The sequence below is a fragment of the Acidimicrobiia bacterium genome, from assembly GCA_041394025.1.
Lineage (GTDB): Bacteria > Actinomycetota > Acidimicrobiia > IMCC26256 > JAOSJL01 > JAOSJL01.
Window position 1 is genome coordinate 579103 of the sequence record JAWKJA010000002.1, and the last position, 24067, is coordinate 603169.

Sequence of the window (24067 nt, forward strand, 5' to 3'; positions counted from 1 at the left end):
TCAGCGCCGTGACGTGGCGGCCAGCTCCGCGAGCGACACCATGGGGCGGGGGCCGATGTGACTGATCGCCTCGGCCGCTGCGAGCGATCCGAGTTCGCCGCAGACATTCAGCGGCTCACCGTTGACGAAACCGTGCAGGAATCCGGCTGCGTAGAGGTCCCCCGCGCCCGTGGTGTCGACGACGTCGTCGACGGTGTGCGCGTCGACAACGTGCACCTCGCCGTCGGTGAGGATGACGGATCCCGACGGCCCACGGGTGAGAGCGGCCACCTCGCAGCGCCCGCGTACCTGCTGGAGTGCCTCGTCGAAGGTGTCGACCTCGAAGAGCGAGCGGATCTCGTCCTCGTTGGCGAACAGGATGTCGATCCCGTCGTCGAGGAGGCTCTGGAAGTCGTCCCGATGGCGGTCGACGCAGAACGGGTCCGACAACGTCATGGCCACCTTCCGGTCGGCCTCACCGGCGATGGTGAACGCCTCACGGATCGCCTCCATGGCAGGGGGCTGGTCCCACAGATAGCCCTCGACGTAGGTGACGCGGGCCTCGCGGAGCAGCTCTGCGTCGAGGTCGGACGCGTCGAGCTCGGCGGCGCACCCGAGGTAGGTGCACAGGGTCCGTTCCGCGTTGGGGGCGACCACCACGAGGCAGCGGCCCGTCGGTGGCCCCTCCGTCGTGGGTGTCGCGTTGAACCGGACGCCGAGTGAGCGGAGGTCGTGCTGGAACGAGCGTCCCAGCTCGTCGGCATGGACGCGGCCGACGAAGCCCGCAGACGAGCCGAAGGACGCCAGCCCGGCAATGGTGTTGGCCGCCGACCCGCCACTGGTGTCGGTGGTCGGGCCCATGTCGGCGTAGATCTTCTCGCTGCGTTCCTGATCGACCATCGTCATGGCGCCACGGGCCAGGTCGTGGCGGACCACGAACTCGTCGGGCTCCATGCTGAGGACGTCGACGAGGGCGTTGCCGATGGCGACGACATCGAGGGTCGTGTCGGTCACGGGAGGGCCTCCAGAGGTGCCGGCGAGATCTCGAGGGGAATCGGGGCGTCGCCGCACCAGGGCGCACCGTGATCGGGCCCGGCCGTCCGGAGCCGCCGTCCCTCGGTGTGGACGCGTCCATAGAGGGTCGTGCGCTGCGCGAGGGTGCGCCCGAGGGGCTCGACGATGCTGCGGAACTCGTCCTCGCCGAGCTCCTGACCGTGGTCGGCGCCGGCCGCACGCGAGATGTTCTCGTCCATGAGCGTGCCGCCCAGGTCGTTGGCCCCGGCACGGAGGAGCTGCCGGGCGCCGTCGGCCCCGGTCTTGACCCACGACACCTGGATGTTGTCGATCCAGCCGCGGTAGGCGATACGGGCCACGGCGTGCACGAGCAGCGTCTCGCGCCAGGTCGGGCCCGGACGTGCCTTTCCCTGGAGGAAGATCGGCGAGGCCATGTGGACGAACGGCAGCGGCACGAACTCCGTGAAGCCGCCGGTGTCCTTCTGGAGCTCGCGCGTCCGTACGAGGTGACGTGCGAGGTGCAGCGGCTTCTCGATGTGGCCGAACATGAGCGTGACGTTCGAGCGGAGGCCGACGCCGTGCGCCGTGCGGTGGGTATCGAGCCACTCGTCGGTCGTGATCTTGTCGGGGCAGAGCTCGGCGCGGACCTCGTCGTCGAGGACCTCGGCGGCTGTGCCCGGCAGTGTGGAGAGCCCGGCATCCCTCATCGACACGAGGTAGTCGCGCAGCGACACGCCGAGACGCTTCGCCCCTTCGGTGACCTCGAGTGCGGTGAAACCGTGCACGTGGATGTCGGGAGCAACGGCCTGAACGGCGCGGACGACGTCGCGGTAGTAGTCGCCGTCGAAGTCGGGGTGGATACCCCCCTGGAGGCACACCTCGGTGGCGCCGCACTCCAGGGCCTCCACGACGCGCCGCTGGATCTCCCCGGTGTCGAGCAGGTACGGCGTGCCACGCAGGTTCAGCGACAGAGGACCCTTCGAGAAGGCACAGAACCGGCACTTGAAGGTGCAGATGTTGGTGTAGTTGATGTTGCGGTTCCGGACGAACGTGACGACGTCACCCGAGATCGCCGTCCGCAGGTCGTCGGCCACCTCGGCCACGGCACGCACCTCGGTGCCACGCGCCTCGAAGAGCGTGGTGAGAGCGGCGACATCGGGCTCGCGCCCGGCCCGAACGTCTGCCAGGACCTCCTCGACGGGCCCGCGGGCCGTGGCCGTCCCGACGAGGAGGTCGGGCGGCGTCACCGTGCCCCCCGACGACCAGTCGTCGTCGCGGGCGAGGCCCTCGGCGTCGGAGCGTACGAGGACTCCGAAGCGCGTGTCGGCGTGCAGCCACCGGTCGGCATCGGCGACGAACTCCGGGTAGACGGTGAGGCGCGGCGCGAGGGCCTTGCCCTCCGACTCGGTGATGGCGCGGAGGCGGTCGAGTGCCGGCCAGGGCCGTTCCGGGTTCACGTGGTCGGGCGTGACGGGCGACACCCCGCCCCAGTCGTCGATTCCGCACCGGACGAGCGCGCCGGCGTCGTCGCTCAGGTTCGGGGGAGCCTGGAGGTGGATGGAACCGTCGAGAACCAGCCGTGCGGCCGCGACGGTCCAGAGGAAATCGTCCACGTCACACGGTTCGGCGCGCTGCATGGCGGTGCCTGCCTTGGGGAGGAAGTTCTGGACGATCACCTCCTGCACGTGGCCGTGGCGTCGATGGGAGTCGTTGATGGCGAGCAACGCGTCGATGCGTTCCTCCCGTGTCTCACCGATCCCCACGAGGATGCCGGTCGTGAAGGGGACCGATGCGCGTCCGGCGGCTTCCAGGGTGGCGAGGCGTCTCGCCGCGGTCTTGTCGGGCGCGCCGTGGTGGGGGCCGCCGGGCCCACACAGGCGGTCGGCGAGCGACTCGACCATCATCCCCTGTGACGGGGCGACCTCCCGCAGCATCGTGAGGTCGTCCTGTGAGAGAGCCCCGGCGTTGGCGTGGGGAAGCAGCCCGGTTTCCTCGACGACAGCGCCCGCGGCATGGGCGAGGTAGTCGACCGTCGAGGCATAGCCGTTGGCGTCGAGCCAGTCGGCGGCAGCCGGATAGCGCTCCTCGGGGGCCTCGCCGAGCGTGAAGAGTGCCTCGTGGCAGCCTGCGGCGGCCCCGTGGCGCGCAAGCGCGAGGACCTCGTCGATGCTCAGATACGGCGAGTCGAGCCGGGCCGGGGGCTTGGCGAAGGTGCAGTAGCCGCATCGGTCGCGACAGAGCATCGTGAGCGGGATGAACACCTTGGGCGAGTAGGTGATGCGGTGTCCGAACGCCCGGTCCCGGACGCGGACCGCGTCGGGCGCCAGGCTCCCGGGTGTCTCAGCGGCGAGGGCGTACGCGGCACCGGGGTCTGGTGCACCGGCGTGTGCTGGACTGCGTGCCGCACGGCCACGATCCGGGGACACCTGTGAGGGCTGGAGCATTGCCGCAGCCTATGCCCCCCGATGTTGCGTTCGGGCACACGTCGGCGTCATCCACGGTCACGGGCAGGATCGCACACAGCGCGTCAGCGCAGCTATGTTCCCTCTGGAGCTCGGGAGCAGCACAAGAACATGGCGATCAGTGATCTCGACGTCGGCCTCACCGACGAGGACCGGGCGGTGCAGTCCACCGCGCACCGGTTCGCGGCCGAGGTCCTGCGACCCGTCGGGCGCGAGCTGGACCGTATGGTCGATCCCGCCGAGGTCATCGCTGACGGCTCCCCGCTCTGGGACGCATTCAGGCGCTACCGCGAGCTGGGTCTCGACGCCATGGCGCAGGATCCGTCGCTCGACCCCGTGGCCCAGGCCCACCTCGGCTGCATCGTCAACGAGGAGCTGGCCTGGGGCGACGTCGGCCTGGCGATCTCCCTGGGCCTGAGCGGGTTCCACCCTCCGTTCGTGGAGATGTCCGCCGACTCCGAGCTGATCGAACGCTACTGCTCGCCGAAACGACCCACGATCGGTTGCTGGGCGCTCACGGAGCCCGACCACGGGAGCGACACGGTGGGTCCTCCCGAGGACTACCTCACCGACCCGACGAGACGTCCGAACTGCATCGCCCGGCCCGAGGGCTCCGACTACGTGATCAGTGGCCAGAAGGCCGCGTGGGTGTCCAACGGTTCGATCGCGGATCTCGCCGTGGTGTTCTGCGCGTTCGACGACGGTCGCGCCACCCTCGGCGGCTCGGTGTTCGTCGTTCCGCTCGACCTCCCCGGCGTCGAACGTCCGCGGCCGCTCGACAAGCTCGGCCAGCGTTCCCTCAACCAGGGTGAGATCTTCTTCGGCGACGTGCGTGTCCCGGCTTCGCACCGCGTGGTCGACCCCGAGATGTACCCATTCGCCCTCGAGGGAATGCTCGCCTACGCCAATGCGGCCATGGGTCAGCTCTTCGTCGGCGTTGCCCGTGCGGCGTACGAGCTGGCACTCGACTACTCGAAGGACCGCGTGCAGGGGGGTCGGCCCATCTTCGAGCACCAGAGCGTGCGCGGTCGCGTCTTCGACATGTTCACCCGAACCGAGGCGGCGCGGGCGATGGCCCGCCGCGTTGCCGCCTGCAACGCCGCCTCGGAACCGGTACTTCAGTACTCGATCGCCACGAAGGTCTTCTGCACCCAGACGGCTTTCGACGTGGCGACCGCCGCGCTGCAGATCTTCGGTGGCAACGGCCTGAGCCGCGAGTACCCGATCGAGAAGATCCTGCGTGACGCGCGAGCGTCGCTCATCGAGGACGGCTGCAACGAGGTGCTCTCCCTCGTCGGGGCTTCGAAGCTGTAGGAGGCAACTGTGGAGTTGTTCGAAACGATCGGCCGACGACGTTCCATCCGGTTCCTGCTCCCGTTCCGGCCCGTGGAGCACGAGAAGATCCAGTGCATGCTCGAAGCCGCACGCCTGGCCTCCCACTGGGGCAACGTCGCGAGCCTGCGCGCGCTGGTGATCGAACGAGATCACGCCTCGCAGGAGGTGCTCGACGCGCTGCCGTCGCCGGTCGGCGGATATCAGGTTCCCCTCGCTCCGGTGGTGATCGTGTGGTACATCGAGACCGGCGCCACCGCCGAGGTCGGTGACCGTCTGCGAGAGCTGGTCGACGTCGGCGCGGTCGGTTACGGCGACGACAAGCGCGAGGAAGCCGAAACGCAGCTGATTCCCGTGATGGAGGCGGCCAGTGAGGTCCTGCGCCAGCCGGGCCTCGGAGAGGTCGACTGCGGCCAGGGCATCGCCCAGGCCACACTCGTGGCCTTCTCCCTCGGTCTGGGAACCTGCTGTCTGGGTTCGGGTGACCCCGACGGCGTGCGCCAGAAGTTGGGGCTCCCCGACACGTGCCGGGTCCTCGTCACGCAGACGGTCGGCTACCCGGCCGAACAGCCCGAAGCCGGTGGGCAACGACCCCGTCCGCCCTTCGGCGAGATGTTCCACCTCAACTCCTACGGGGAGGCCTTCCCCCGCTCCGAGGAGGTCGTCGACGACCTGAAGCGACAGAAGATGATCCAGGATCCGGCACCGTTGCCGTGGCGCGAGGAGGAGCTTCGCTATCTGCGCCGTGGCCTCGACCTGAAGGGCCAGGGGCTGCTCTGATGCGCTTCGACGCCGTCATCGCCGGGGTCGGCATGACCCGATTCGCCAAGCACCCCGACCGGGGCCTCAAGGATCTGAGCGCCGAGGCGGTGAACGCCGCCGTGTCCGACGCCGGCGTCGCGCTCGACGACCTGGACGCGGCGTATGTGGGTAACTGCGCCGCCGGTCTCGTGACGGGCCAGGAGTCGGTGCGTGGCCAGGTGGTCCTCTCTCCGCTCGGTGTGGGAAAGATCCCGATCGTCAACGTCGAGAACGCGTGCGCGAGCGGTTCGACGGCGCTCTACCAGGCCTGTGCAATGGTCACCACGGGGATGCACGACGTCGTACTGGCTCTCGGAGTGGAGAAGCTCACCCATCCCGACAAGATGCGGAGCTTCGCCGCGTTCGCCGGGGCGATGGACGTCGACGAGCTGGGCGAGATGATGGCGCTGTTCGCCGGTTCCAGCCCCGCGGGTAGCGCTTCCGGTGGCACGGAGGAGGACGGTACGGAACGCGGCAACGGTGGCGGCGGCGCCGACGGGGGCGGCGCCGGTACGAACCGTTCGATGTTCATGGACATCTACGCCATGGCCGCCCGCCACCACATGGACCGCTACGGCACCACGAAGCGCCAGTTCGCCGCAGTGGCCTCCAAGAACTCCCTGCACGGCAGCCTCAATCCTCTTGCCCAGTTCCGGGACGAACTCAGCGTCGACGAGGTGCTGGCCGACCGCCTCATCGTCGAGCCCCTGACACGCTCGATGTGTTCGCCGATCGGTGACGGTGCCGCGGCCGCCGTGGTGATGAGCCCACGGAAGGCGACCGAGCTCGGTGTCGACAAGCCCGTCACGGTCGCCACGATGGTGATGCACTCGGGCTGGAACCACACCGAGGACGAGCCCGACACTGTGCAGCTCTGCGCGGCCGAGGCCTACGAGGAGGCCGGTCTGGGTCCCGACGACCTCGACGTCGTCGAGTTGCACGACGCCTCGGCTCCGGCGGAGATCATCGCCTACGAACAGCTGGGGCTCTGCGCCCAGGGTGACGGCGGGAAGCTGGTCGAATCCGGCGACACCAGCCTCGGTGGGCGGCTACCCGTCAACACCTCGGGTGGGTTGCTGCGCAAGGGGCATCCGGTCGGCGCGACCGGGCTGGCGCAGATCACGGAGCTGACCTCGCAGCTCCGGGGGCGTGCCGGCGCGCGCCAGGTCGAGGGCGCCCGAACCGCCCTGGCCCACAACGGTGGCGGCAAGTCGGGCAACGACGCAGCCGCGATGCTCGTCACGGTGCTCCGAGCCTGAGTGGAGCAGAGGCCGATGAGCCCGGACCCCGATCGCGACGAGATGGTGCTCGCGGACCTCATCGCGCTGCGCGCCGAGGAACAACCCGATCTCGACGTGCTCACCTTCGAGCACCTCTCACTCGACGGGGGAGCCACCTCCGACGAGGTGCGGACCTACGCAGATCTCGCCGAAAACGCCCACCGCATCGCCGCGGGGCTCGTCGAGCTCGGCATGGAGCCCGGCGACCGGTTCGCGATCATGATGCGCAACCATCCCGAGTTCGTCGAGACGATGGTCGCAGCGTCGATCACCGGCACGGTGTTCGTTCCCATCGACCCACGGACACGCGGGGACAAGCTCGCCTACATGCTCGCCACCGCCGGCTGCAGGGGTCTCGTCACCTCCGACGACTGCCTGAGCGAGATCGACAGGGTTCGGGACCGGCTTCCCGACCTGGGCTGGGTGCTCGCCCTCGACACGGGTTTCGAGACGCGCGACACCCTCGAGGTGGCGTCATTCCCGGAGGTGCGGCCGATGGGGGAGTTCCTCGAGCGTGAGGGCGTCACGCTCGACGTGCGCACACCCGGTCCCGAGGCACCGCTGCAGATCATGTTCACCTCCGGCACCACCGGAGACCCGAAGGGGATCGTGGGATCGAACTTCCGGTTCTGTGGCGCCGCACTGCTCGGACACCTCTTCGACTACGGGCCCGACGACCGTCCCTACACAGGGCTGTCGCTCACCCACGGCAACGCCCAGTCGGTGACGCTCGCCCCCGCGCTCCACATGGGTCTCCGAGCCGTGTTCAGTCGCCGCTTCACCCGATCGAAGCTGTGGGACGTGTGTCGTGCCCACGGTTGTACGACGTTCTCCCTCCTGGGTGGTATCGCCACCGCGATCTACAGCGAGCCTCCCCGGCCCGACGACGCCGACAACCCGGTGCGGATGGTGGTCAGCGGCGGAATGCCCGCCGGACTGTGGGAGGCGTTCGAGGATCGCTTCGGCGTACGGAACCTCGAGTTCTACGGTGCCATGGACGGTGGCGGTGTGGCCTACAAGCCGATCGGGGAGGGCCCGATCGGTTCTTTCGGTAAGCCCATCGACGGCGTCGAGATGAAGATCCTCGACGAGGAGGGCGCCGAGTGCCCGCCCGGCGTGATCGGCGAGATCTGCAGCCGACCGGAGGGAGGTGAGGCGACGATCGACTACCACGGCGATCCCGAGGCGTCGCGGGCCAAGATCCGTTCGGGTTGGAACCGCAGCGGCGACATGGGTCACCGCGACGCCGATGGTTGGTTGTTCTTCGACTTCCGCGCCGGTGGCGGGATCCGCCGCAACGGCGAGTTCGTGAACGCAGGGTTCGTGGAGAAGGTGATCGCCGAGCACCCGGCGGTGGGCGACGTGTTCGTCTACGGCGTACCGGCGGCGTCGGGCGCACCCGGTGAGAGCGACATCGTGGCGGCCGTCGTGCCGGCACCGGGAGCATCTCTCGATCCCGACTCGGTCTTCGCCACCTGCCGATCGGAGCTCGAGGCGAACTTCGTGCCCACCTACCTCCAGCACGTCGACGAGATCCCCAAGACCGCATCGGAGAAACCGTTGGAGAAGATCCTCTCCGCGGAGTTCTCCCCCGATGCCGACGGCGTCCGTACCGAGGGATGACCTCCACGACCCGAGTGGTCGAGGTCAGTCCCGCAGGATCTCGGCGCCCGACTCCCAGGATCCGGCGGCGGCGGGATCGGTGAGCCAGAGGATGTGCGGTGCGCGGATCCGGGCGGCCGGCAGGGAGTGGTCGTGGCGCCGGACGCCGTCGTAGGCGGCGCGCTTCTCCTCTCCGACGACGGTGAAGACGACCTGCGACGACGCCGCCACCGCCGGGTAGGTGAAGGTGAGTCGGGGGTGGGGGTGCTCGTCGTCGGCGTTCGTCGTCACCCAGCGGTCGGTCACGTCCAGGGCCGCCGTGTTCGGGAACAGGGAGCACGTGTGGCCGTCGGGACCCAGGCCGAGGTGGGTGAGCTCGACGCCCTCCGCGTCACGCACGATCGTGTCGTAGGCGGCTGCCGCCTCCTCGGGGGTGCGGGCGTCACCGCGCATCGAGAACACGTTGCGGGGCGAGACACCGTCGAGGAGCATCTCGCGGGTCATGCCCTCGTTGGAGTCGGGGTCCGTCACGGGCACGAAGCGCTCGTCGCCCCAGTAGACGTCGATATGACTCCAGTCGAGGGAGCTCTGGGCCGCCAGTGCGCTGTAGGCGTCGCGGGCCGTGCTGCCACCGGAGAAGGCGATGGACGACGGGGCCACGTCGGCGACGTGTGCGGCGAAGGCAGCCGGAACGTCGTCGACGACTTCGTAGCTGACCGTGCTCGGCGGGTTGTCGCTACCGGCTGTGTCGCTCACGGTTCCCTCCAGTGGTCGCCTTCGGATGCGAGGAGCTCGTCCGCGCTCTCGGGCCCCCACGTACCCGCCTCGTAGAAGCGGATGGGGACCTCACCGAGGGGGAAGCCGTCGATGAGCGGCTGGACGACCTGCCAGGACTGGTCGATCTCGTCGGCCCGGATGAACAGGGTGGCGTCACCGACCATGACGTCGAGCAGCAGTCGCTCGTAAGCGTCGCCGGAGCGCTCGGCGAACGTGTCGTTGTAGTTGAAGTCCATGGACACGGTTCGGACGTCGAAGGCCGAGCCCGGGACCTTGGCGCCGAAGAACAGGCAGATCCCCTCGTCGGGCTGGATACGCAGCACCATGCTGTTGGGCTCGAGTGACTCCACCTCACCGGGCAGCGCCAGGTGCGGAACCTCCTTGAACTGGAGCGCCACCTCCGTGACGCGTTTCGGGAGCCGCTTGCCGGTGCGGAGGAACACCGGGACACCCGCCCAGCGCCAGTTGTCGATCTCGAGGCGTACGGCGAGATAGGTCTCGACCGTCGAGTCGTCGGCGACTCCCTCCTCCTCGCGGTAGCCGGGAACGGGCTCGCCGTCGATCACGCCGGCGGAGTACTGCCCGCGCACGACCGTGTGGGCGAGGTCGTGGATGTCGAGGGGGCGGATCGAACGGAGGAGCTTGACCTTCTCGTCGCGGATGGAGCCGGCGCTGAAGGCCGCCGGGGATTCCATCGCGGTGAGGGCCAACACCTGGAGCACGTGGTTCTGGAGGATGTCGCGCAACGCCCCTGACTGCTCGTAGAAGGTGCCGCGGTGGCCGACACCGAGCGGCTCGGCGACGGTGATCTGCATGTTGTCGACGTAGCGCCGGTTCCACAACGGCTCGAAGATGGCGTTGGCGAAGCGCAGCGCCAGGATGTTCTGCACGGTGTCCTTGGCGAGGTAGTGGTCGATCCGGTACACCTGGTGCTCGGCGACCTGGGAGAGCACGACCTCGTTGAGCTCGCGGGCGCTCACCAGGTCGTGGCCGAACGGCTTCTCGATCACGATCCGGCGGAAGCCCTCCTTCTCGTCGAGGAGCCCCACCTCGCCCAGTCCCGTGATGGCCGGCTCGAAGAGCTGGGGGACGGTGGCCAGGTAGTAGATGTGGTTGCCGTCGGTGACTCCCTCGTCGGCGCACGCCTCGAGGACCGACGACAGCTCGGCCAGGGCCTCCCGGTCGCCGATGCCTCCGGCGACGTAGCGGAACGTGGCGCACTTGGCGAGCTCCTCCCAGCCGTAGCCGTCGCTCGTTGTCTCGACGGCCTCCCGCACACGCTGCTCGAAGTCGTCGTCGCCCATCACGGTGCGGGCCGAGCCGATGACCGCGAGACGCTCGGGGAGGCGTCCCTCGGCGGCCAGCGCGCCGAGCGCGGGGTAGAGCTTGCGGTTCGCCAGGTCTCCGGTGGCGCCGATGACGACGAGTGCGGCGTTGGGGGCGGTGCGTTCGTCGCTCATCGTGGGCGATGATAGGGGCGCATGAGCGCGGCCGGGAGGCGAACCGATTCCTCGGAACCAGTTCGTGTCCGCCTCGAGGGTCTCGCCGTGACGTGGCCACGCCGGCTGGCGGAGATCCACCACGACACGCGACCCGGCGACGTCGCCGTCGTCGAGGCCGAATCGGCCAGGGAGAATCCCGGCGGCGTGCCGTCCCTCACCGATCTGCTCGTCGGTGCAGGCTTCGAGCCCGCCGGGGCCGACACCGACGAGCCGGCCACGGCGACACGGGTGCGCAGCCTCCCCGACACCGTCGGTCCCGGCATGTCCCTGCTCGTGTGCGGCCTCAACCCCAGCCTCTACGCAGCCGACGCCGGAGTCGGGTTCGCCCGACCGGGCAACCGCTTCTGGCCCGCGGCGCTGGCGTCGGGCCTGGTCACCGACGATCGTGATCCTCTCGCCGCACTCGACCGGAGTGTGGGCATGACGGACCTCGTGAAGCGGGCGACGGCGAAGGCGGAGGAGTTGAGCGCCGACGAGTACCGCGACGGCCTCGCCCGCGTCGAGCGCCTCACAGCCTGGCTGCAACCCGGAGCGGTGTGCTTCGTCGGCCTCGCCGGCTGGCGCGCAGCCGTCGATCGCCACGCCACCGCCGGGGTCCAGCCCTCCGACCTCGGGGGACGGCCGGTCTACGTCATGGGCTCCACGAGCGGCCTCAACGCGCACACGACGGTCGACGACTGCGCCGACCACCTGCGCGCGGCGGCGAAACTCGGGGCGCAGGGCCGGTAGGGGAGATCCGCCCTCAGACGGCGCCCAGGAGGTCCTCGGCGCGCCGGGCCACGTTCTCGGGTGTGAAGCCGTACTCCTTCATGACGGTGGCGCCCGGCGCGGAGGCGCCGAAGCGGTCGATGCCGATGACGTCGTCGGCGTAGCGCTCCCACCCGAAGGTCGATCCGGCCTCGACGGCGACGGTCGGCACACCCGGAGGCAGGACCGAGTCGCGGTACTCGGGGCTCTGGTCGGCAAAGAGCTCCCACGACGGCATCGACACGACCCGTACGGTGTGCCCCTTGGCCGTGAGCAGCTCGCGGGCCTCCACACACAGCGACACCTCCGAGCCTGTGCCCACGAGGATCACGTGGGGGGCGTCGGCGTCCTCGTCGACGATCGTGTAGGCGCCCCGCGGCACGCCGTCGACCGAGCGCTGCGCGCTGTTCTCGAGGATCGGCAGCTTCTGGCGTGTCAGCACGAGCCCGGTGGGCCCGTCACCCTCGACGTGGACCTTCAGCGCCTGAGCCGCCTCGTTGGCGTCGGCCGGGCGGATCAGGGTGAGGCCGGGCATCGCCCGCAGCGAGGCGAGCTGCTCGACCGGCTGGTGGGTGGGGCCGTCCTCGCCGAGACCGATCGAGTCGTGCGACCAGATGAAGCCCACCTTCGTGCCCTGGAGGGCGGCGAGGCGCACGGCGCCGCGCATGTAGTCGCTGAAGATGAAGAAGGTGCCGCCGAAGGGGAGCACCCCGCCCGAGGCAGCCATGCCGTTCATGGCGGCGGCCATGCCGAACTCGCGGATTCCGTAGTGCACGAGACGCCCGGTGAACTCCTCACGCGTGATCGCCGACGCGTCGGCGATCTTGGTGCCGGTGTTACCGAGGAGGTCGGCGGCGCCCGAGAGCATCGGAGGGATGTCGTCGGCCACGGCGCTGAGGGTGTCGGCCATTGCCGCGCGCGTGGCGATCGGCCCTTCGCCGGGCTTCCACTCGGGGAGGTTCTTCTCCCAGCCCGGGAGACCGGTGGCGGCGAGGCAGCGCCGTACTTCGCCGCGCGATCGGCGTCGCTCTCACGCCACTCACGTACGCGTGGCGTGCCGCTGCGCTCGCCCACGCCGCGGAACCCGCGGCGCGGTACATCTCGGCGACGTCGTCGGGCACGTAGAAGTGCTCGTCGGGCGGCAGGCCGAGGATCTCCTTGACGCGCTTCACCTCGTCCTCACCGAGGGGACTGCCGTGCGGCCGCCGTGTCGGTGAACTCGGGCGAGGGGTAGCCGATGTGGCTGCGCAACACGATGAGGCTCGGGTGGTGCTCGTTGTCCATGCCGCGCCGCACGCCGGCTTCGAGGGCATCGAGGTCGTTCGCCACTTCGCCGAGCTCCACGACGTCCCAGCCGTAGGCGGCGAAGCGCTCGGGGACGTTGTCGGTGTAGGCCAGCTCGGTGGGCCCGTCGATGGTGATGTGGTTGTCGTCGTAGACGACCACGAGCTTGCCGAGGTCGAGATGGCCGGCGAGCGACGCTGCCTCGTGGCTCACCCCCTCCATGAAGTCGCCGTCGGAGGCCATCACGAAGACGTGGTGGTCGCACACGGTCGAGCCGAACTGCGCGCGCAGGCGCCGCTCGGCCATCGCCATGCCGACCGACATGGCGAAACCCTGACCCAGGGGACCGGTCGTGACCTCGACACCGGGGGTGTCGTGCATCTCGGGGTGACCCGGCGTGATGGAGCCTCACTGGCGGAATTCCTCGATGTCGTGGAGGCCTCACGCCGTAGCCGGTGAGGTGCATACCGAGTAGAGGAGCATCGACGCTGGCCGCACGACAGCACGAAGCGGTCGCGGTCGACCCAGTCGGGATCCGACGCGCCGTAGTTCATGACGCGTCCACAACACGTGTGCCAGGGGAGCGAGCGCCATCGGCGTGCCGGGGTGCCCGGAGTTCGCCTTCTGCACGGCGTCCATCGACAACCCGCGAATGACGTCGACGCCCCGCTGTTCGATCTCCTGAGTGCTCACCCGTCGGCCCCTTCTGGTCTGCTCCAACCCGAAGCGCTCAGACTAGGCCCGACCGACGGGAGAACGGCCGATCTCAGCCAGGTCGGGGCGTCATCTCGCCCCAACACGAGACGGTCCCGTCGGCCAGCAGAGCGCAGCTGTAGCCACCGCCGGTCGAGACGGCCACAGCGTCGGGCAGCCCCCGTACCGTCGCGGGTGTTAACCGGGGCGCGAACGTGCCGTCACCGAGCTGGCCACCTTCGTTTGCTCCCCAACAGGAGACGGTCCCGTCGGCGAGGGTTGCGCAAGACGCCGCGCCCACCGCGATCGACACCGCGTTCGATATTGCCGGCGCGGGTCGAACCTTCCAGTCGAAACCTGCGCTGCTGTCTTCGCCGTCCCAGCAGGACACAGTCCCATCGGCGAGAATCGCGCACGCACGGTCTGGGCCGCCGGAAACCGCCGTTGCATTAGCAACGCCCGGAACTCGCGCCGGCGTCCTATATCCAAGGTCGCCTTGAATCCAGCAGGAGACGGTGCCGTCTGCGAGGAGTGCGCAGTTGCCGCCCGCCCCTGAGGAGATCGCCGTTGCACCGGCGACGAGGTTGACCGCGACACCTGGGTACTCCGTCCACGACCAGCAACCCACGGCCCCGTTCTTTACAACGGCGCACGACTCCGAGGTCGCCCTGGCGCCGGGAATGTCGGTATCGGGGGCGCCGTTGACGGAAACGGGTGTGGGCTGGATTCCGGTCACGTTCCCTAAGACAATCATTCCCCAGCAGGAGACGGTGCCGTCTGCGAGGAGTGCGCAGGTGTCGTTCGTCCCTGAGGCGATTGCCGTTGCGTCGGTGATGCCTTCGACCGGCACAGGTATACGCTCGAAGTCTCCGACGGCGTCGTTGCCCAATTGGCCATCCGAGTTGTCTCCCCAGCAGGAAACGGTCCCGTCTGCCAGAAGGACACACGCATGCTTGTCGCCGACTGAAACAGCAGTGGCGTCGATGATCTGCTCCACTTGTTCCGGGCCGGCCGGCCGGTCCGGCTCCCACGTTCCGTCGCCGAGCATCTCGACCTCTCCCCAGCAGGAAACTGTGCCAGCTTTGCGCAGCGCGCAGGCGTGTGCCGGTCCCGTCGCGACGGCAGTGGCGTCGGTGATGCCGTCGACCGCAATTGGTTCCGAGAACACGTGGGTGATGGGAAAACCCGGGGATAGAAGGCCCAAAGCGCCGGCGTCTGACCGGTTTTCGCCTTTCCAGCAGGAGACAGTCCCGTCCGCGAGCAGTCCGCAGGTCTGGTTCCCACCGTCGCCCCAGGCACTGGAGATCGCCGTGACGCCGTCAAGGCTCTCCACCACGCTTTGCAGATTGCTTTGCAGATTGCCGAACTCCGGCATGGACTCGAGGCAGACGACAGTCCCGTCCCCGAGGATTACGCAGTTTCCGTCCGACATCGCCACGGCGTCGTTGATGCCCTCGAACGAGACGGGTTCGGAATCGTTCTCGCCCCCGACCCGCGGCCAGCAGGAGACAGTCGCGTCGCCGAGCACCGCGCATTGGTTCGAGATCGCCGTTGCGTCGGCGATGCCGTGAACCTGTATTGGCACCTCGGTTCGGTCGCCTACTAGTCCATCGCCGACGACGATGGCTCCCCAACAGGAGACTGTCCCGTCGGCGAGTAGTGCACACGACGAGCCCCCGCCCGCCGCGATTGCCGTGGCGTTTGTGATCCCCGCGACCTTGATGGGCACGTCGGACGATTGCGGCCTGCCGCCGTCGCCCCAGCACGAGACCGTCCCATTGTTGAGCAGCGCACACGAGTAGTCGTCAAAGCTCGCAACGGCCGACGCGCCAGAAAGCCCTGAAACGGGAACGGGTACGGAGCTGTCGACTCCCGTGCCGTCGCCGAGTTGGCCCGAACCGTTCCGGCCCCAACAGGAAACGGACCCGTCGCCGAGCAATGCGCAGGAGTGGCTCCTGCCGGCGGACACCGATGTGACGCCCGACAGGCCCGCGACCTCGACCGGCCCCGAAACATCGGGCGTGTCGTCCTCGGTGGCCTCGACAGCTGTTGTATCGAGGCTTGCCTCGTTAGTGGTCGGCCCACTCTCGAGGGGTTCGTCGTTGCCGCTCGTGCCATTGCCGCCGTTGGTGCAGGCACCGGCCACCAGAAGCACGAGAACGAAACCGCAGAGCGTGTGCCTCGTGGCCCGGCTCCGGCCCCGCTTGTTCATTCGACCCCTATCAGCTTGCAGAACCACCCCGCACTAGCAGGAACACGTCGATCCTACCGATCCCCTCTCACGCGTGCACGAAGCGTGAGATTCGGTCATCGAGTGCGGCTGCCGAGTGGTCGTTGGCGCTCGAGTCGTCAGGGAACGGTCCCGCGGGACCGTCTGACCACGGTTCGCTGCTGTTCACAACGCTTCGTGACGTTTCCGCCGGACCCGCCCCAAACTCGGGCCTTCGTCTCCGGAGCCAGGTATCGGCTTTCATCTCAGTCTGAAACGCGAATACTATTCTAGAATAGTATTCTAGCGTCCGGGATGGGGAGAGGGAGGCGGATCGATGACTGTTGGCTCGAAGCCGCGAGCTGCGACGGTGCCGCTTCGTTCCCGTGTCGTCGAACGGTCGCTCCATGTGTTCAGCGAGCACGGCTACGAGGCCACGTCGGTGGCGATGCTGTGCGACGCGGCGGGGATCAGCGTGGGTTCGCTGTACCACCACTTCGCGAACAAGGCCGGCGTCGCCGCTGCCGTGTACGCCGACGTGCTCGAGAGCTACCAGCAGACGTTGATCAATGTGACGGAGTCGGTCACATCGGCGGAAGCAGGTGTCCGCGGTCTCGTAGGCGCCCACCACGAGTGGGTGGCACGCAACACCCACGGTGCCCGTTTCCTCATGACCTCCGGCAACGTGGCCGAGATCTCGGGTTCGGCCGAGCGCTGGCGTCCCGCCAACGACGCGCTCGTCGACGAACTCGCCCGCTGGGCGGAACCGCACATGGAAGCGGGGGAGCTCCGCCGCCTGGATCCCGCGGTGTTCGCAGCGGTGATCTTCGGCCCGAGCTACATGCACTCCACCGCCACGCTCTCGCGTCGTATGAGCCCCGGCGACGACACGGTCGACACCGTGCTGGCCTTCGCCGAAGCCGCGTGGCGGGCGCTGCGGGCGGACGAATCCGGAACAAGTGCCGGCGAGTAGGGAGAGACCATGCCGACTGACACCACGACGATGATGCGAGTCGACTTCGACGAAACGGTTCCCGTGCCGGTCGAGGAGGTCTACGGCTATCTTCGGTCTCCTGAGGAGTGGCCGCGGCTCTACGGAGCCTTCGGTGACGTCCGCGAACTCGGAGAAGGATGGTTCGCCGTTCCGTTGCCGGGCGAGCGGCCCGACCTCGAGGCCCGAATCACGACGTCGCGCCAGAACGAGCACGCGGCGTGGGATTTGCGCGGGACGTTCGCCGGGCGGGGGGCTGTCCACCTCGAGCCGGTCGAGAGTGGCACGCGGATCACCGGCTTCGAGGAGATCGACGTGACCGCCTTCGCCGACGACGCCGACGTGCTCGCTGTTGTCGAGCGCGAGTTCCGTGCCATCTGGCAGTACGGGTGGGACCGACTGCGCGAAGGAGCGTCGAGCACGGCAGCCGCTGAGCGCTGACCGCCACGTAGGCTGGCCGCCCCACCGGGCGTGGGACGGGCGGGCAGACGGGAGCAGGGGAGCGCAGGGCGTGACGATCGTGGAGCGACGACTCCTCTCGGAGCACGCCTCGAAACAGCTCCTGGCCGAGGTCGGCGTGCCCGTGGTCCCCGAGTACCTCGTCGACACGCCGGCGGAGGCTGCACAGGCGGCCGCCGGGCTCGGCTTCCCGGTCGTGGCCAAGTTGTGCGCTGACGGCCTGGCCCACAAGACCGAGCGGGGCCTCGTCCGTCTCGGTCTGCCCGACGCCGAGGCCGTGACGGCCGCGAGCGCGGACCTCCTCGCCTCGGCGACATCCGAGGACGGCCCGGCGCAGGTGCTCGTGGCGCCGATGGTTCCGTTCACCCGTGAGCTGATCGTCGGCGCCGTGAGGGACGACCTGCTCGGCCCGGCCGTGCTGCTCGGGGTCGGCGGGATCCTCGCGGAGGTCGCGGCGGCGTCGGTCGTCCGACCCGCTCCGCTGTCGACGACCGGGGCACTCGCCATGATCGACGACGTCGACCAGGACGCCCTCCTCGGTGCGTTCCGGGGTGAGGAACCCGTCGACCGCGGCGAGCTCACCGAGGTGCTCGTCCACATCTCGGAGCTGTTCGACACGGTTCCGGGCCTGGTATCGGTCGACGTGAACCCGCTGGCCGTCACCACCGGCGGCCTCGTGGCGCTCGATGCCCTCGTCGAGGTCGAGGCGACCTCCCCCGACGGGGCCGATCCGGACGCGTCTACTGCGGGCCCACCTGCCCGGAGCAGGACCTCAGATGTCGCCGACGTGAGGGAGCGGTTCTCCCCGCTGTTCGAGCCACGCGGTGTCGTGGTGGCGGGTGCGTCGTCACACCCCGGCAAGTTCGGCTTCGTGGCGCTGCACAACATCCTCACCCACGACTACGAGGGCGAGGTCCTGGCGCTCAACGCCAGAGGCGGCACGGTTCTCGGCCTCGACGCGCTGCGGGACCCGGCCGAGATCCCCGACGGGAGCGTCGACCTGGTGGTGGCGTGCACACCGCCCGCCGCCAACGCCGAACTGCTGCGCGCCTGCGCCGTTCGCGGTGCACGCGCTGCGTTCGTCGCCTCGGGGGGCTATTCGGAGGCCGGGGACGACGGCACAGAGCTGGAGGCCGAACTGGCAGCAGTGGCGGCCGACACGGGAATGCTCATCGCCGGGCCGAACGGGCAGGGTCTGGTGTCGACGCCCGTCGGGCTCTGCGCCCAGATCGTCGCCCCCTACCCACCGCGGGGCCACGTCGCCGTGGCCAGCCAATCGGGGAACTTCGTGTCGGCCTTCGGGAACCTGGCGCGCCACAGCGGCGTCGGGATCTCCCGGGCCGTGTCGGCGGGCAACGCCTCGATGGTCGGCATCACCGACTACCTCGACTACTTCACCGCCGACCCCGAGACGTCCGTGAGCCTCCTCTACCTCGAGGGCGTCGCCGACGGACCGAGCTTCACGGAGCACCTGCGCACAGCGGCCTCCGAGAAGCCCGTCGTCGTCCTCAAGGGTGGCGCCACCGAGGGGGGACGGCGCGCCGCCGCCTCCCACACCGGCTCGCTGGCCGGTGACGACGCGATCTTCGACGGGATCTGTCGGGCGGCCGGCGCAACGCGCGTGCACTCGGTGCAGGAGGGCTTCGACGCTGCTGCCACCTTTGCCACACAACCACTTCCCGCAGGCCCGCGGACGGTGGTACTCACCACCGCGGGAGGATGGGGCGTGGCCGCCGCCGACGCCATCACCCGCAGCAGACTGGATCTCGTGGCCCTCCCGGAGCGCCTCGTGGCCGCCCTCGACGAGAAGCTCCCGCCCCGGTGGAGCCGCAACAACCCTGTCGACCTCGCCGGGGGTGAGACCCGCGACACGATTCCCGAGGTCCTCGACCTCCTCGTCGACGATCCCGACGTCGACGCCGTCGTCCTGCTGGGTGTGGGCATCCAGTCGAACCAGGCCGCCGCCATGCGGAGCGGACGGTTCTGGCCCGGCGAGGGCCTCGAGCGGATCGTGGAGTACCACGAGCGCCAGGACGTGCGCTTCGTCAACGCGACGGTCGAGGCCGCGGCCCGCTCGGGCAAACCCGTCCTCGCCGCCACGGAGCTGGCCGTGGCCGCACCCGACAACACCGCGGTCGTGGCGGCCCGCGACGTGGGCGCGTACCTTCACCACTCCGCCGAGCGTGCCGTGCGCGCCCTGGAGCACCTCCACCGCTACGCCGCCGACCGGGCCCGACGATGAACGAGAGGCACTGGCTCCGGTGGCTGCTGGTGGTCGCCCTTCTCGGGGCGGCGGCGGGGCTCGGTGTGTGGGCGTTCCAGCCGCGCGAGACGTCGGATGCCGTCGGAGACCCTCTCCTCGCCACGCCCCTGTGGTCGGCACGTCGCGCGCCCGAGCCCGTGCGCGAGGACATCGGCGCCCGGCGCCTCGCCTACGGGCTCGGCCTCGCCGTGTCCGACGTCGACGCGTGTGTCCTCGTGGACGACGAGCGGACCCGGCGCGCCTCCCTGGGCGACGACAAGGAGCTCATCCCGGCGTCGGCCACCAAGCTCCTCACGGGCGCGGGCCTCCTGGCCACCTTCGGCGCCGACCACCGGTTCACGACGACTGTCGAGGCCGTGGGAGCCCCTGACGGTGCCGGTGTCGTCGATCAGGCGTGGCTCGTCGGCGGGGGAGACCCCGTTCTCGCCACCGCCGAGTACCGTGCCCACCTGGCGGAGGACCCCTCGAAGATCTTCGACCCCACGACGTCTCTCGAGGAGCTCGCCGACGGCGTGGTGGCGGCAGGCGTACGCAGCATCGGCACGCTCCACGGGGACGACACCCGACAGGACACGGCCCGCACCGTGGAGGGCTGGGATCCCAGCTACCCCGACCAGGGCGTGATCGGCCCGCTGTCGGCGCTGACCGTCAACGACGGCTACGTCGAGTGGGGCACACCCAACGTCGGCGCACCCGACCCGGCCGCCTACGCCGCCGACGAGCTCGCCCGGCTGCTCGAGGACCGTGGTGTCACCGTCGAGGACACGACCGGCACCGACGCCGCACCCGACGACGCCGAGCCGCTCGCCTCCGTCGACTCGGCCCCGCTCGGTGACCTCGTCGCCGGGATGGTCCGATCCAGCGACAACCAGAGCGCCGAGGTGCTGACCCGTGAGCTCGACACGGAGTCGGGCACGGGGGAGGGCACGACCGCGGGTGGGCTGGAGGTTTCGGCCGGAGCACTCGACGAGCTCGGCATCGACCCGCGGCGCTCTCTGTCCGACGGTTCAGGCCTCAGCCGGGAGAACCGGGTTGCGTGCGCCGCCCTCCTCGACGCCCTGGCGCCCCGCGAGTCGACCGCAGCGGTACGCGATGGCCTCGCGGTGGCAGGCGAGACGGGGACACTTGCGCTGCGCTTCGACGGAACACCCCTCGACGGGCGACTGCGTGCAAAGACCGGCTACCTCGACGGCGTCACGGCCCTCGCCGGTGTCGTCGACACCGAGCAGGGCCGACCTCTCACGTTCGCGTTCCTCGGCAACGGCGACTTCGACGAGGCCGGCGCGTTCCGGCTCCAGTCCGAGGTGGCGGGCGCCATCGCCGCCTATCCCGACGTGCCGGGATCCGGGGAGCTCGTTCCCGCTCCGTCGCCCGTGGGGCCGTGAGGGTACGGTCCTTGCACCCCGGCGGTCGTGCGGCAAGACTCGACGGTCTGCCGACCGACGCCGGGCGCACACCGACCGATGGGACCACCAGTGCCGGACACCGAACGCAGCGGGCTCCAGCAGCTCGCCCCCCGGCGTGAGAAGCCCCCCGCGCAGGTGGCCCGGGAGCTGTGGGACCTCATCCTGGCGTACCTGCGCCAGGAGACGCTCGAGCCGCTCAAGGCCATCCGCACCTACGTCGCCTTCGGCGTGGTGGGGTCGCTCCTGCTGGGGCTGGGTGTGGTCTTCCTGACCATGGCGGGGCTACGGGCGCTCCAGGGCGAGACCGGCACGACCTTCACCGGCAACTGGTCGTGGGCGCCGTACGCCATCGTCACGGTCGTGCTGCTCCTCGGGGCGGCACTGACATGGAGCGCCACCGACAAGAAGCAGAAAAAGAAGAAGGCCAACGACGCGACGGGGACCAAGGACGCCACATGAGCCCGCCTGACGACACGGACAGCAAGAAGATCACGCCCGACGACATCAAGGCGAAGTTCGGTGAGCTCCAGGGGAGCACCGACGAGCGTGTCGAGTCCGCCCAGTCCATGATCGCCGTGGCCGCCGTCGCCGCGGTCGGTACCCTCGTGGTGGTGGCTTTCGCACTCGGGAGGCGACGTGGCAAGAAGCGCCAAACGGTCGTCGAGATCCGGCGGATCTGACAAGACGCCCCTGCCGGTCCGGGGCCTCACCTGGGTGGCCACCACGGGCCTGCGCCGTGGGGCGGGGGGCTCGAGGCCCTGGCTGTACCTCGGCGTCGTGGCGTCCGGTGTGCGGGTCCTGCGCTGGCTGGTGCGTCCGAAGCCCGTCGTGGTGAGCCGGGCCGTGCTCGAGCCCGGGGAGTCGCTCGAGATCATCACCCGCGCCCCCGAGCGCTGAGCGCGTGCCCGGACCGTTCGCCGCGGGCGACCGGGTGCTGCTCGTCGACACGAAACGGCGACGGCGCCTCGTCACGCTCGAGAAGGGCGCCACGCTCCACTCCCACGCCGGGACCCTCGCGCACGACGACGTGATCGGGCGGCCCGAGGGTGTGCGTGTCGCCACGGCCCAGGGACTGCGCTACACCGTTGTGCGCCCCACCCTGTCCGACTACGTGCTCGAGATGCCCCGCGGTGCGCAGGTCATCTACCCCAAGGATCTCGGGCCGATCCTGGTGCTCGCCGACGTGTTCCCCGGTGCGCGGGTCTTCGAGTCGGGCATGGGCTCCGGTGCGCTCACGGCGGCACTCCTCAGGGCGGTCGGCCCGGCCGGCCACGTCACCGGGTACGAGATCCGCCCGGACTTCGCCGAGCGGGCGCAACGCAACGTGGCCGGGTTCCTCGGCGACGACGTGCCGCTCACCGTCGAGGTGCGCGACTGCTACGACGGCATCGCGGTGGAAGCACTCGACCGTGTGCTGCTCGACCTGCCCGAGCCGTGGCGTGTCGTCGACCACGCCCGGGCAGCCCTCCGGCCGGGCGGGATCCTTCTCAGCTACCTGCCGACGATCGGTCAGGTCACCCGACTTCGAGAGGAGCTCGCCTCCTCGGCCTTCGGCATGGCCGACACCGTCGAGGTGCTGCAACGCCACTGGCACGTCGAGGGGGCGTCGGTGCGCCCCGACCACCGCATGGTGGCCCACACGGGGTTCCTCACCCACGCACGGCTGCTCGGCGACGGCGACGACGCGGCACCGGTGAACCAGGGCGGGGGCGACGGCACCGCCGACGCCGACGGTGGCACGCTGTCGGACGCGTGAACGGTCTCGACGTCGTCATCCTGGCGGTCCTGGCCGTGTCGGTCTACGGCGGCTGGCGGGTCGGGTTCACCGCACGGTCGCTGTCGTGGGCCGGCCTGATCCTCGGCGTCCTCGTCGGCGTCGCGTTCCTCGACTCCGTGATCGACCTGTTCGACGGTTCCACTCCCGAGATCCGGCTCCTGGCCGGCACGATGTTCGCCCTCGGCCTCGGCGTGGGCGGCCAGGCACTCGGGGCGCTGCTGGCCCGGGTCGTGCCCCGTCCCCGCCCGCAGGGTGCCGCACGACGCTTCGACCAGTTCGCCGGGGCGCTGGCGGGGGCCGCCGGACTCGCCGTGCTGCTCTGGCTCCTGGCGCCCGCCCTCCTCGGCGCTCCCGGCCGCACGGCGGGAGCCGCACGCGACAGCGCCGTGCTCGACGCCCTGGCGCGCTACGCACCCGACTCACCTGACTCCCTCACGGCACTGTCGGACCTCTCGGGGGAATCGGTGTTCCCGCAGGTGTTCGGCGACGCCGGAGATCCACCCGACGCGGGCGAGATCCCGGAGTTGGCACTCCCGCCCGACGTCGAGGACGCCGTGTCCGCATCGACCGTCAAGATCGTCGGCCAGGCGTGCCGGCAGATCCAGGAGGGGACCGGATTCGCCGTGGGCGACGATCTCGTCGTGACCAACGCGCACGTGGTGGCCGGGGAGAGCCGCACCGAGATCCTCACGGGTGACGGGCGCCGCCTGACCGGCGACGTGGCCCTCTTCGATCCCGACCGCGACCTGGCGGTCGTCCGGGTCCGCGGCCTCGAACTGGCCGCGCTCACCCTCGCCGACGGTGAGGTGGGCTCGGTGGGAGCGGTGTTCGGGCATCCCGGTGGCCGGGACCTGCGAGCAGCGCCCGCCCGGATCGCCGACGAGATACAGGCGCTCGGCACCGACATCTACGAGGCCGACGACACGGAGCGGTCGGTCTACGTCCTGGCGGCGGCGCTGGAACCGGGCGACTCCGGTGGGCCACTCGTGGACGGCTCGGGGGCTGTCGTGGGTGTGGCGTTCGCTGTCGACCCGACGGACGACGAGGTGGCGTACGCCCTCACGAACGCGGAGGTCGATGCGGTGCGCGACGACATCGCGCCCGACAGGGTGGACACCGGGGAGTGCGTGGTGCCCTGAGGGTGAGCCTCAGTCGACCTCGATGAAGATGCACTCGCCGGGGCACTCCTCGGCCGACTCGATGGTGGCCTCCTCCATGCCGGCGGGAACCGTAGCGAGGCCCTCGGCCCCGCCCGGGTCGCTGAAGACCTTGTCGCCCTCCTTGACGTAGGCGAGCCCGTCGTCGAGCAGCGTGAAGACGTCGGGGGCGATCTCCTCGCACAGCCCGTCGCCGGTGCAGAGGTCCTGGTCGATCCAGACCTTCATGTGTGTGTTCCTCGCTCTCCTGGCCGAGCCGGTGTGCCTCGGCGAATCGACAGGCTTCCACAAGGGGGAGACCCCCTGTCGAAGCGGGGACGGCCACGGGTGGT

22 protein-coding genes and 1 pseudogene are annotated in these 24067 nt (G+C 69.8%); 14 read left to right on the top strand and 9 right to left on the bottom strand.

The annotated features are described in order from the left end of the window. Both R3A49_02620 and cofH read right to left on the bottom strand, forming a co-directional pair. The gene (locus R3A49_02620) at positions 1-993 is read right to left on the bottom strand and encodes an adenosine kinase (protein MEZ5169624.1); all 993 of its coding nucleotides are present in this window, start codon (positions 991-993) and stop codon (positions 1-3) included. After that, a complete protein-coding gene (gene cofH, locus R3A49_02625) occupies positions 990-3437 on the bottom strand; it encodes a 5-amino-6-(D-ribitylamino)uracil--L-tyrosine 4-hydroxyphenyl transferase CofH (protein ID MEZ5169625.1) in 2448 nt (815 codons plus the stop codon). The genes R3A49_02620 and cofH overlap by 4 nt, the downstream gene beginning before the upstream one ends. A 129-nt stretch (positions 3438-3566) precedes the next feature. Here cofH and R3A49_02630 point away from each other — a divergent pair, with 129 nt between their 5' ends. The 4 genes from R3A49_02630 to R3A49_02645 are packed head-to-tail and all read left to right on the top strand — an operon-like array spanning position 3567 to position 8491. Further along, positions 3567-4769 carry an acyl-CoA dehydrogenase family protein gene (locus R3A49_02630; GenBank protein MEZ5169626.1) on the top strand — a complete coding sequence of 401 codons (1203 nt, stop codon included), beginning with the start codon at positions 3567-3569 and terminating at the stop codon, positions 4767-4769. Positions 4770-4778: 9 nt separating this feature from the next. Next, positions 4779-5567 (top strand): nitroreductase family protein, encoded by a 789-nt coding sequence (locus tag R3A49_02635; GenBank protein MEZ5169627.1) that lies wholly within the window; start codon positions 4779-4781, stop codon positions 5565-5567. Then, positions 5567-6847, top strand: coding sequence for a thiolase family protein (locus R3A49_02640; protein MEZ5169628.1), 1281 nt, complete (start codon positions 5567-5569; stop codon positions 6845-6847). The genes R3A49_02635 and R3A49_02640 overlap by 1 nt, the downstream gene beginning before the upstream one ends. 15 nt (positions 6848-6862) lie before the next feature. After that, positions 6863-8491 (top strand): AMP-binding protein, encoded by a 1629-nt coding sequence (locus R3A49_02645; GenBank protein ID MEZ5169629.1) that lies wholly within the window; start codon positions 6863-6865, stop codon positions 8489-8491. Positions 8492-8515: 24 nt separating this feature from the next. Here the strand turns inward: R3A49_02645 and pgl are convergent, their stop codons facing one another. Together pgl and zwf are read right to left on the bottom strand one after the other, a co-directional pair. Further along, positions 8516-9226 carry a 6-phosphogluconolactonase gene (gene pgl / locus R3A49_02650; GenBank protein MEZ5169630.1) on the bottom strand — a complete coding sequence of 237 codons (711 nt, stop codon included), beginning with the start codon at positions 9224-9226 and terminating at the stop codon, positions 8516-8518. Beyond that, positions 9223-10707 (bottom strand): glucose-6-phosphate dehydrogenase, encoded by a 1485-nt coding sequence (gene zwf, locus R3A49_02655; GenBank protein ID MEZ5169631.1) that lies wholly within the window; start codon positions 10705-10707, stop codon positions 9223-9225. The genes pgl and zwf overlap by 4 nt, the downstream gene beginning before the upstream one ends. An 87-nt stretch (positions 10708-10794) precedes the next feature. On the opposite strand from zwf, the gene R3A49_02660 reads away from it, so the two are divergent. After that, positions 10795-11478 carry a mismatch-specific DNA-glycosylase gene (locus tag R3A49_02660; GenBank protein ID MEZ5169632.1) on the top strand — a complete coding sequence of 228 codons (684 nt, stop codon included), beginning with the start codon at positions 10795-10797 and terminating at the stop codon, positions 11476-11478. A gap of 13 nt (positions 11479-11491) precedes the next feature. On the opposite strand, the gene R3A49_02665 is transcribed toward R3A49_02660, so the two are convergent. From R3A49_02665 to R3A49_02680, 4 genes and pseudogenes are all read right to left on the bottom strand, one after another. Continuing rightward, entirely contained in the window at positions 11492-12406 is a 915-nt protein-coding gene (locus R3A49_02665; GenBank protein ID MEZ5169633.1) for a transketolase C-terminal domain-containing protein, read from the bottom strand. Next, positions 12333-12668 (bottom strand): hypothetical protein, encoded by a 336-nt coding sequence (locus R3A49_02670; GenBank protein MEZ5169634.1) that lies wholly within the window; start codon positions 12666-12668, stop codon positions 12333-12335. Before R3A49_02670 ends, R3A49_02665 begins: the two co-directional genes overlap by 74 nt. 7 nt (positions 12669-12675) lie before the next feature. Beyond that, a pseudogene (locus R3A49_02675) lies at positions 12676-13419 on the bottom strand (hypothetical protein). A 127-nt stretch (positions 13420-13546) separates the two neighbouring features. Further along, a complete protein-coding gene (locus tag R3A49_02680) occupies positions 13547-15685 on the bottom strand; it encodes a hypothetical protein (protein MEZ5169635.1) in 2139 nt (712 codons plus the stop codon). Positions 15686-16052: 367 nt separating this feature from the next. On the opposite strand from R3A49_02680, the gene R3A49_02685 reads away from it, so the two are divergent. The 9 genes from R3A49_02685 to R3A49_02725 all read left to right on the top strand — a co-directional run bounded on the left by R3A49_02685 (position 16053) and on the right by R3A49_02725 (position 23717). Further along, entirely contained in the window at positions 16053-16655 is a 603-nt protein-coding gene (locus R3A49_02685; GenBank protein ID MEZ5169636.1) for a TetR/AcrR family transcriptional regulator, read from the top strand. 9 nt (positions 16656-16664) lie between these two features. Then, positions 16665-17114 (top strand): hypothetical protein, encoded by a 450-nt coding sequence (locus R3A49_02690; GenBank protein MEZ5169637.1) that lies wholly within the window; start codon positions 16665-16667, stop codon positions 17112-17114. Between the two features lie 70 nt (positions 17115-17184). Next, on the top strand, positions 17185-19374 hold the full coding sequence (locus R3A49_02695; GenBank protein MEZ5169638.1) for an acetate--CoA ligase family protein: 2190 nt from the start codon (positions 17185-17187) through the stop codon (positions 19372-19374). Beyond that, positions 19371-20780 carry a D-alanyl-D-alanine carboxypeptidase/D-alanyl-D-alanine-endopeptidase gene (gene dacB / locus R3A49_02700; GenBank protein ID MEZ5169639.1) on the top strand — a complete coding sequence of 470 codons (1410 nt, stop codon included), beginning with the start codon at positions 19371-19373 and terminating at the stop codon, positions 20778-20780. The genes R3A49_02695 and dacB overlap by 4 nt, the downstream gene beginning before the upstream one ends. Positions 20781-20870: 90 nt before the next feature. Beyond that, positions 20871-21260 (top strand): phage holin family protein, encoded by a 390-nt coding sequence (locus R3A49_02705; protein MEZ5169640.1) that lies wholly within the window; start codon positions 20871-20873, stop codon positions 21258-21260. Continuing rightward, a complete protein-coding gene (locus R3A49_02710; GenBank protein ID MEZ5169641.1) occupies positions 21257-21481 on the top strand; it encodes a hypothetical protein in 225 nt (74 codons plus the stop codon). Before R3A49_02705 ends, R3A49_02710 begins: the two co-directional genes overlap by 4 nt. 34 nt (positions 21482-21515) lie before the next feature. Further along, positions 21516-21698 carry a hypothetical protein gene (locus tag R3A49_02715; GenBank protein ID MEZ5169642.1) on the top strand — a complete coding sequence of 61 codons (183 nt, stop codon included), beginning with the start codon at positions 21516-21518 and terminating at the stop codon, positions 21696-21698. Positions 21699-21702: 4 nt separating this feature from the next. Further along, a complete protein-coding gene (locus tag R3A49_02720; GenBank protein MEZ5169643.1) occupies positions 21703-22557 on the top strand; it encodes a tRNA (adenine-N1)-methyltransferase in 855 nt (284 codons plus the stop codon). Continuing rightward, a complete protein-coding gene (locus tag R3A49_02725) occupies positions 22554-23717 on the top strand; it encodes a MarP family serine protease (protein ID MEZ5169644.1) in 1164 nt (387 codons plus the stop codon). The genes R3A49_02720 and R3A49_02725 overlap by 4 nt, the downstream gene beginning before the upstream one ends. Before the next feature lie 9 nt (positions 23718-23726). On the opposite strand, the gene R3A49_02730 is transcribed toward R3A49_02725, so the two are convergent. Beyond that, positions 23727-23963: a ferredoxin gene (locus tag R3A49_02730; GenBank protein ID MEZ5169645.1), complete on the bottom strand. Its 237-nt coding sequence runs from the start codon at positions 23961-23963 to the stop codon at positions 23727-23729. Positions 23964-24067 lie beyond the last annotated feature (104 nt).

Bases quoted from the DNA above. Each gene is read 5' to 3' on its own strand.
- cofH (MEZ5169625.1), bottom strand. From the start codon at position 3,437: ATGCTCCAGCCCTCACAGGTGTCCCCGGATCGTGGCCGTGCGGCACGC.
- R3A49_02630 (MEZ5169626.1), top strand. From the start codon at position 3,567: ATGGCGATCAGTGATCTCGACGTCGGCCTCACCGACGAGGACCGGGCG.
- R3A49_02640 (MEZ5169628.1), top strand. From the start codon at position 5,567: ATGCGCTTCGACGCCGTCATCGCCGGGGTCGGCATGACCCGATTCGCC.
- R3A49_02645 (MEZ5169629.1), top strand. From the start codon at position 6,863: ATGAGCCCGGACCCCGATCGCGACGAGATGGTGCTCGCGGACCTCATC.
- zwf (MEZ5169631.1), bottom strand. From the start codon at position 10,707: ATGAGCGACGAACGCACCGCCCCCAACGCCGCACTCGTCGTCATCGGC.
- R3A49_02665 (MEZ5169633.1), bottom strand. From the start codon at position 12,406: ATGGCCGACACCCTCAGCGCCGTGGCCGACGACATCCCTCCGATGCTC.
- R3A49_02680 (MEZ5169635.1), bottom strand. From the start codon at position 15,685: ATGAACAAGCGGGGCCGGAGCCGGGCCACGAGGCACACGCTCTGCGGT.
- R3A49_02690 (MEZ5169637.1), top strand. From the start codon at position 16,665: ATGCCGACTGACACCACGACGATGATGCGAGTCGACTTCGACGAAACG.
- dacB (MEZ5169639.1), top strand. From the start codon at position 19,371: ATGAACGAGAGGCACTGGCTCCGGTGGCTGCTGGTGGTCGCCCTTCTC.
- R3A49_02710 (MEZ5169641.1), top strand. From the start codon at position 21,257: ATGAGCCCGCCTGACGACACGGACAGCAAGAAGATCACGCCCGACGAC.
- R3A49_02730 (MEZ5169645.1), bottom strand. From the start codon at position 23,963: ATGAAGGTCTGGATCGACCAGGACCTCTGCACCGGCGACGGGCTGTGC.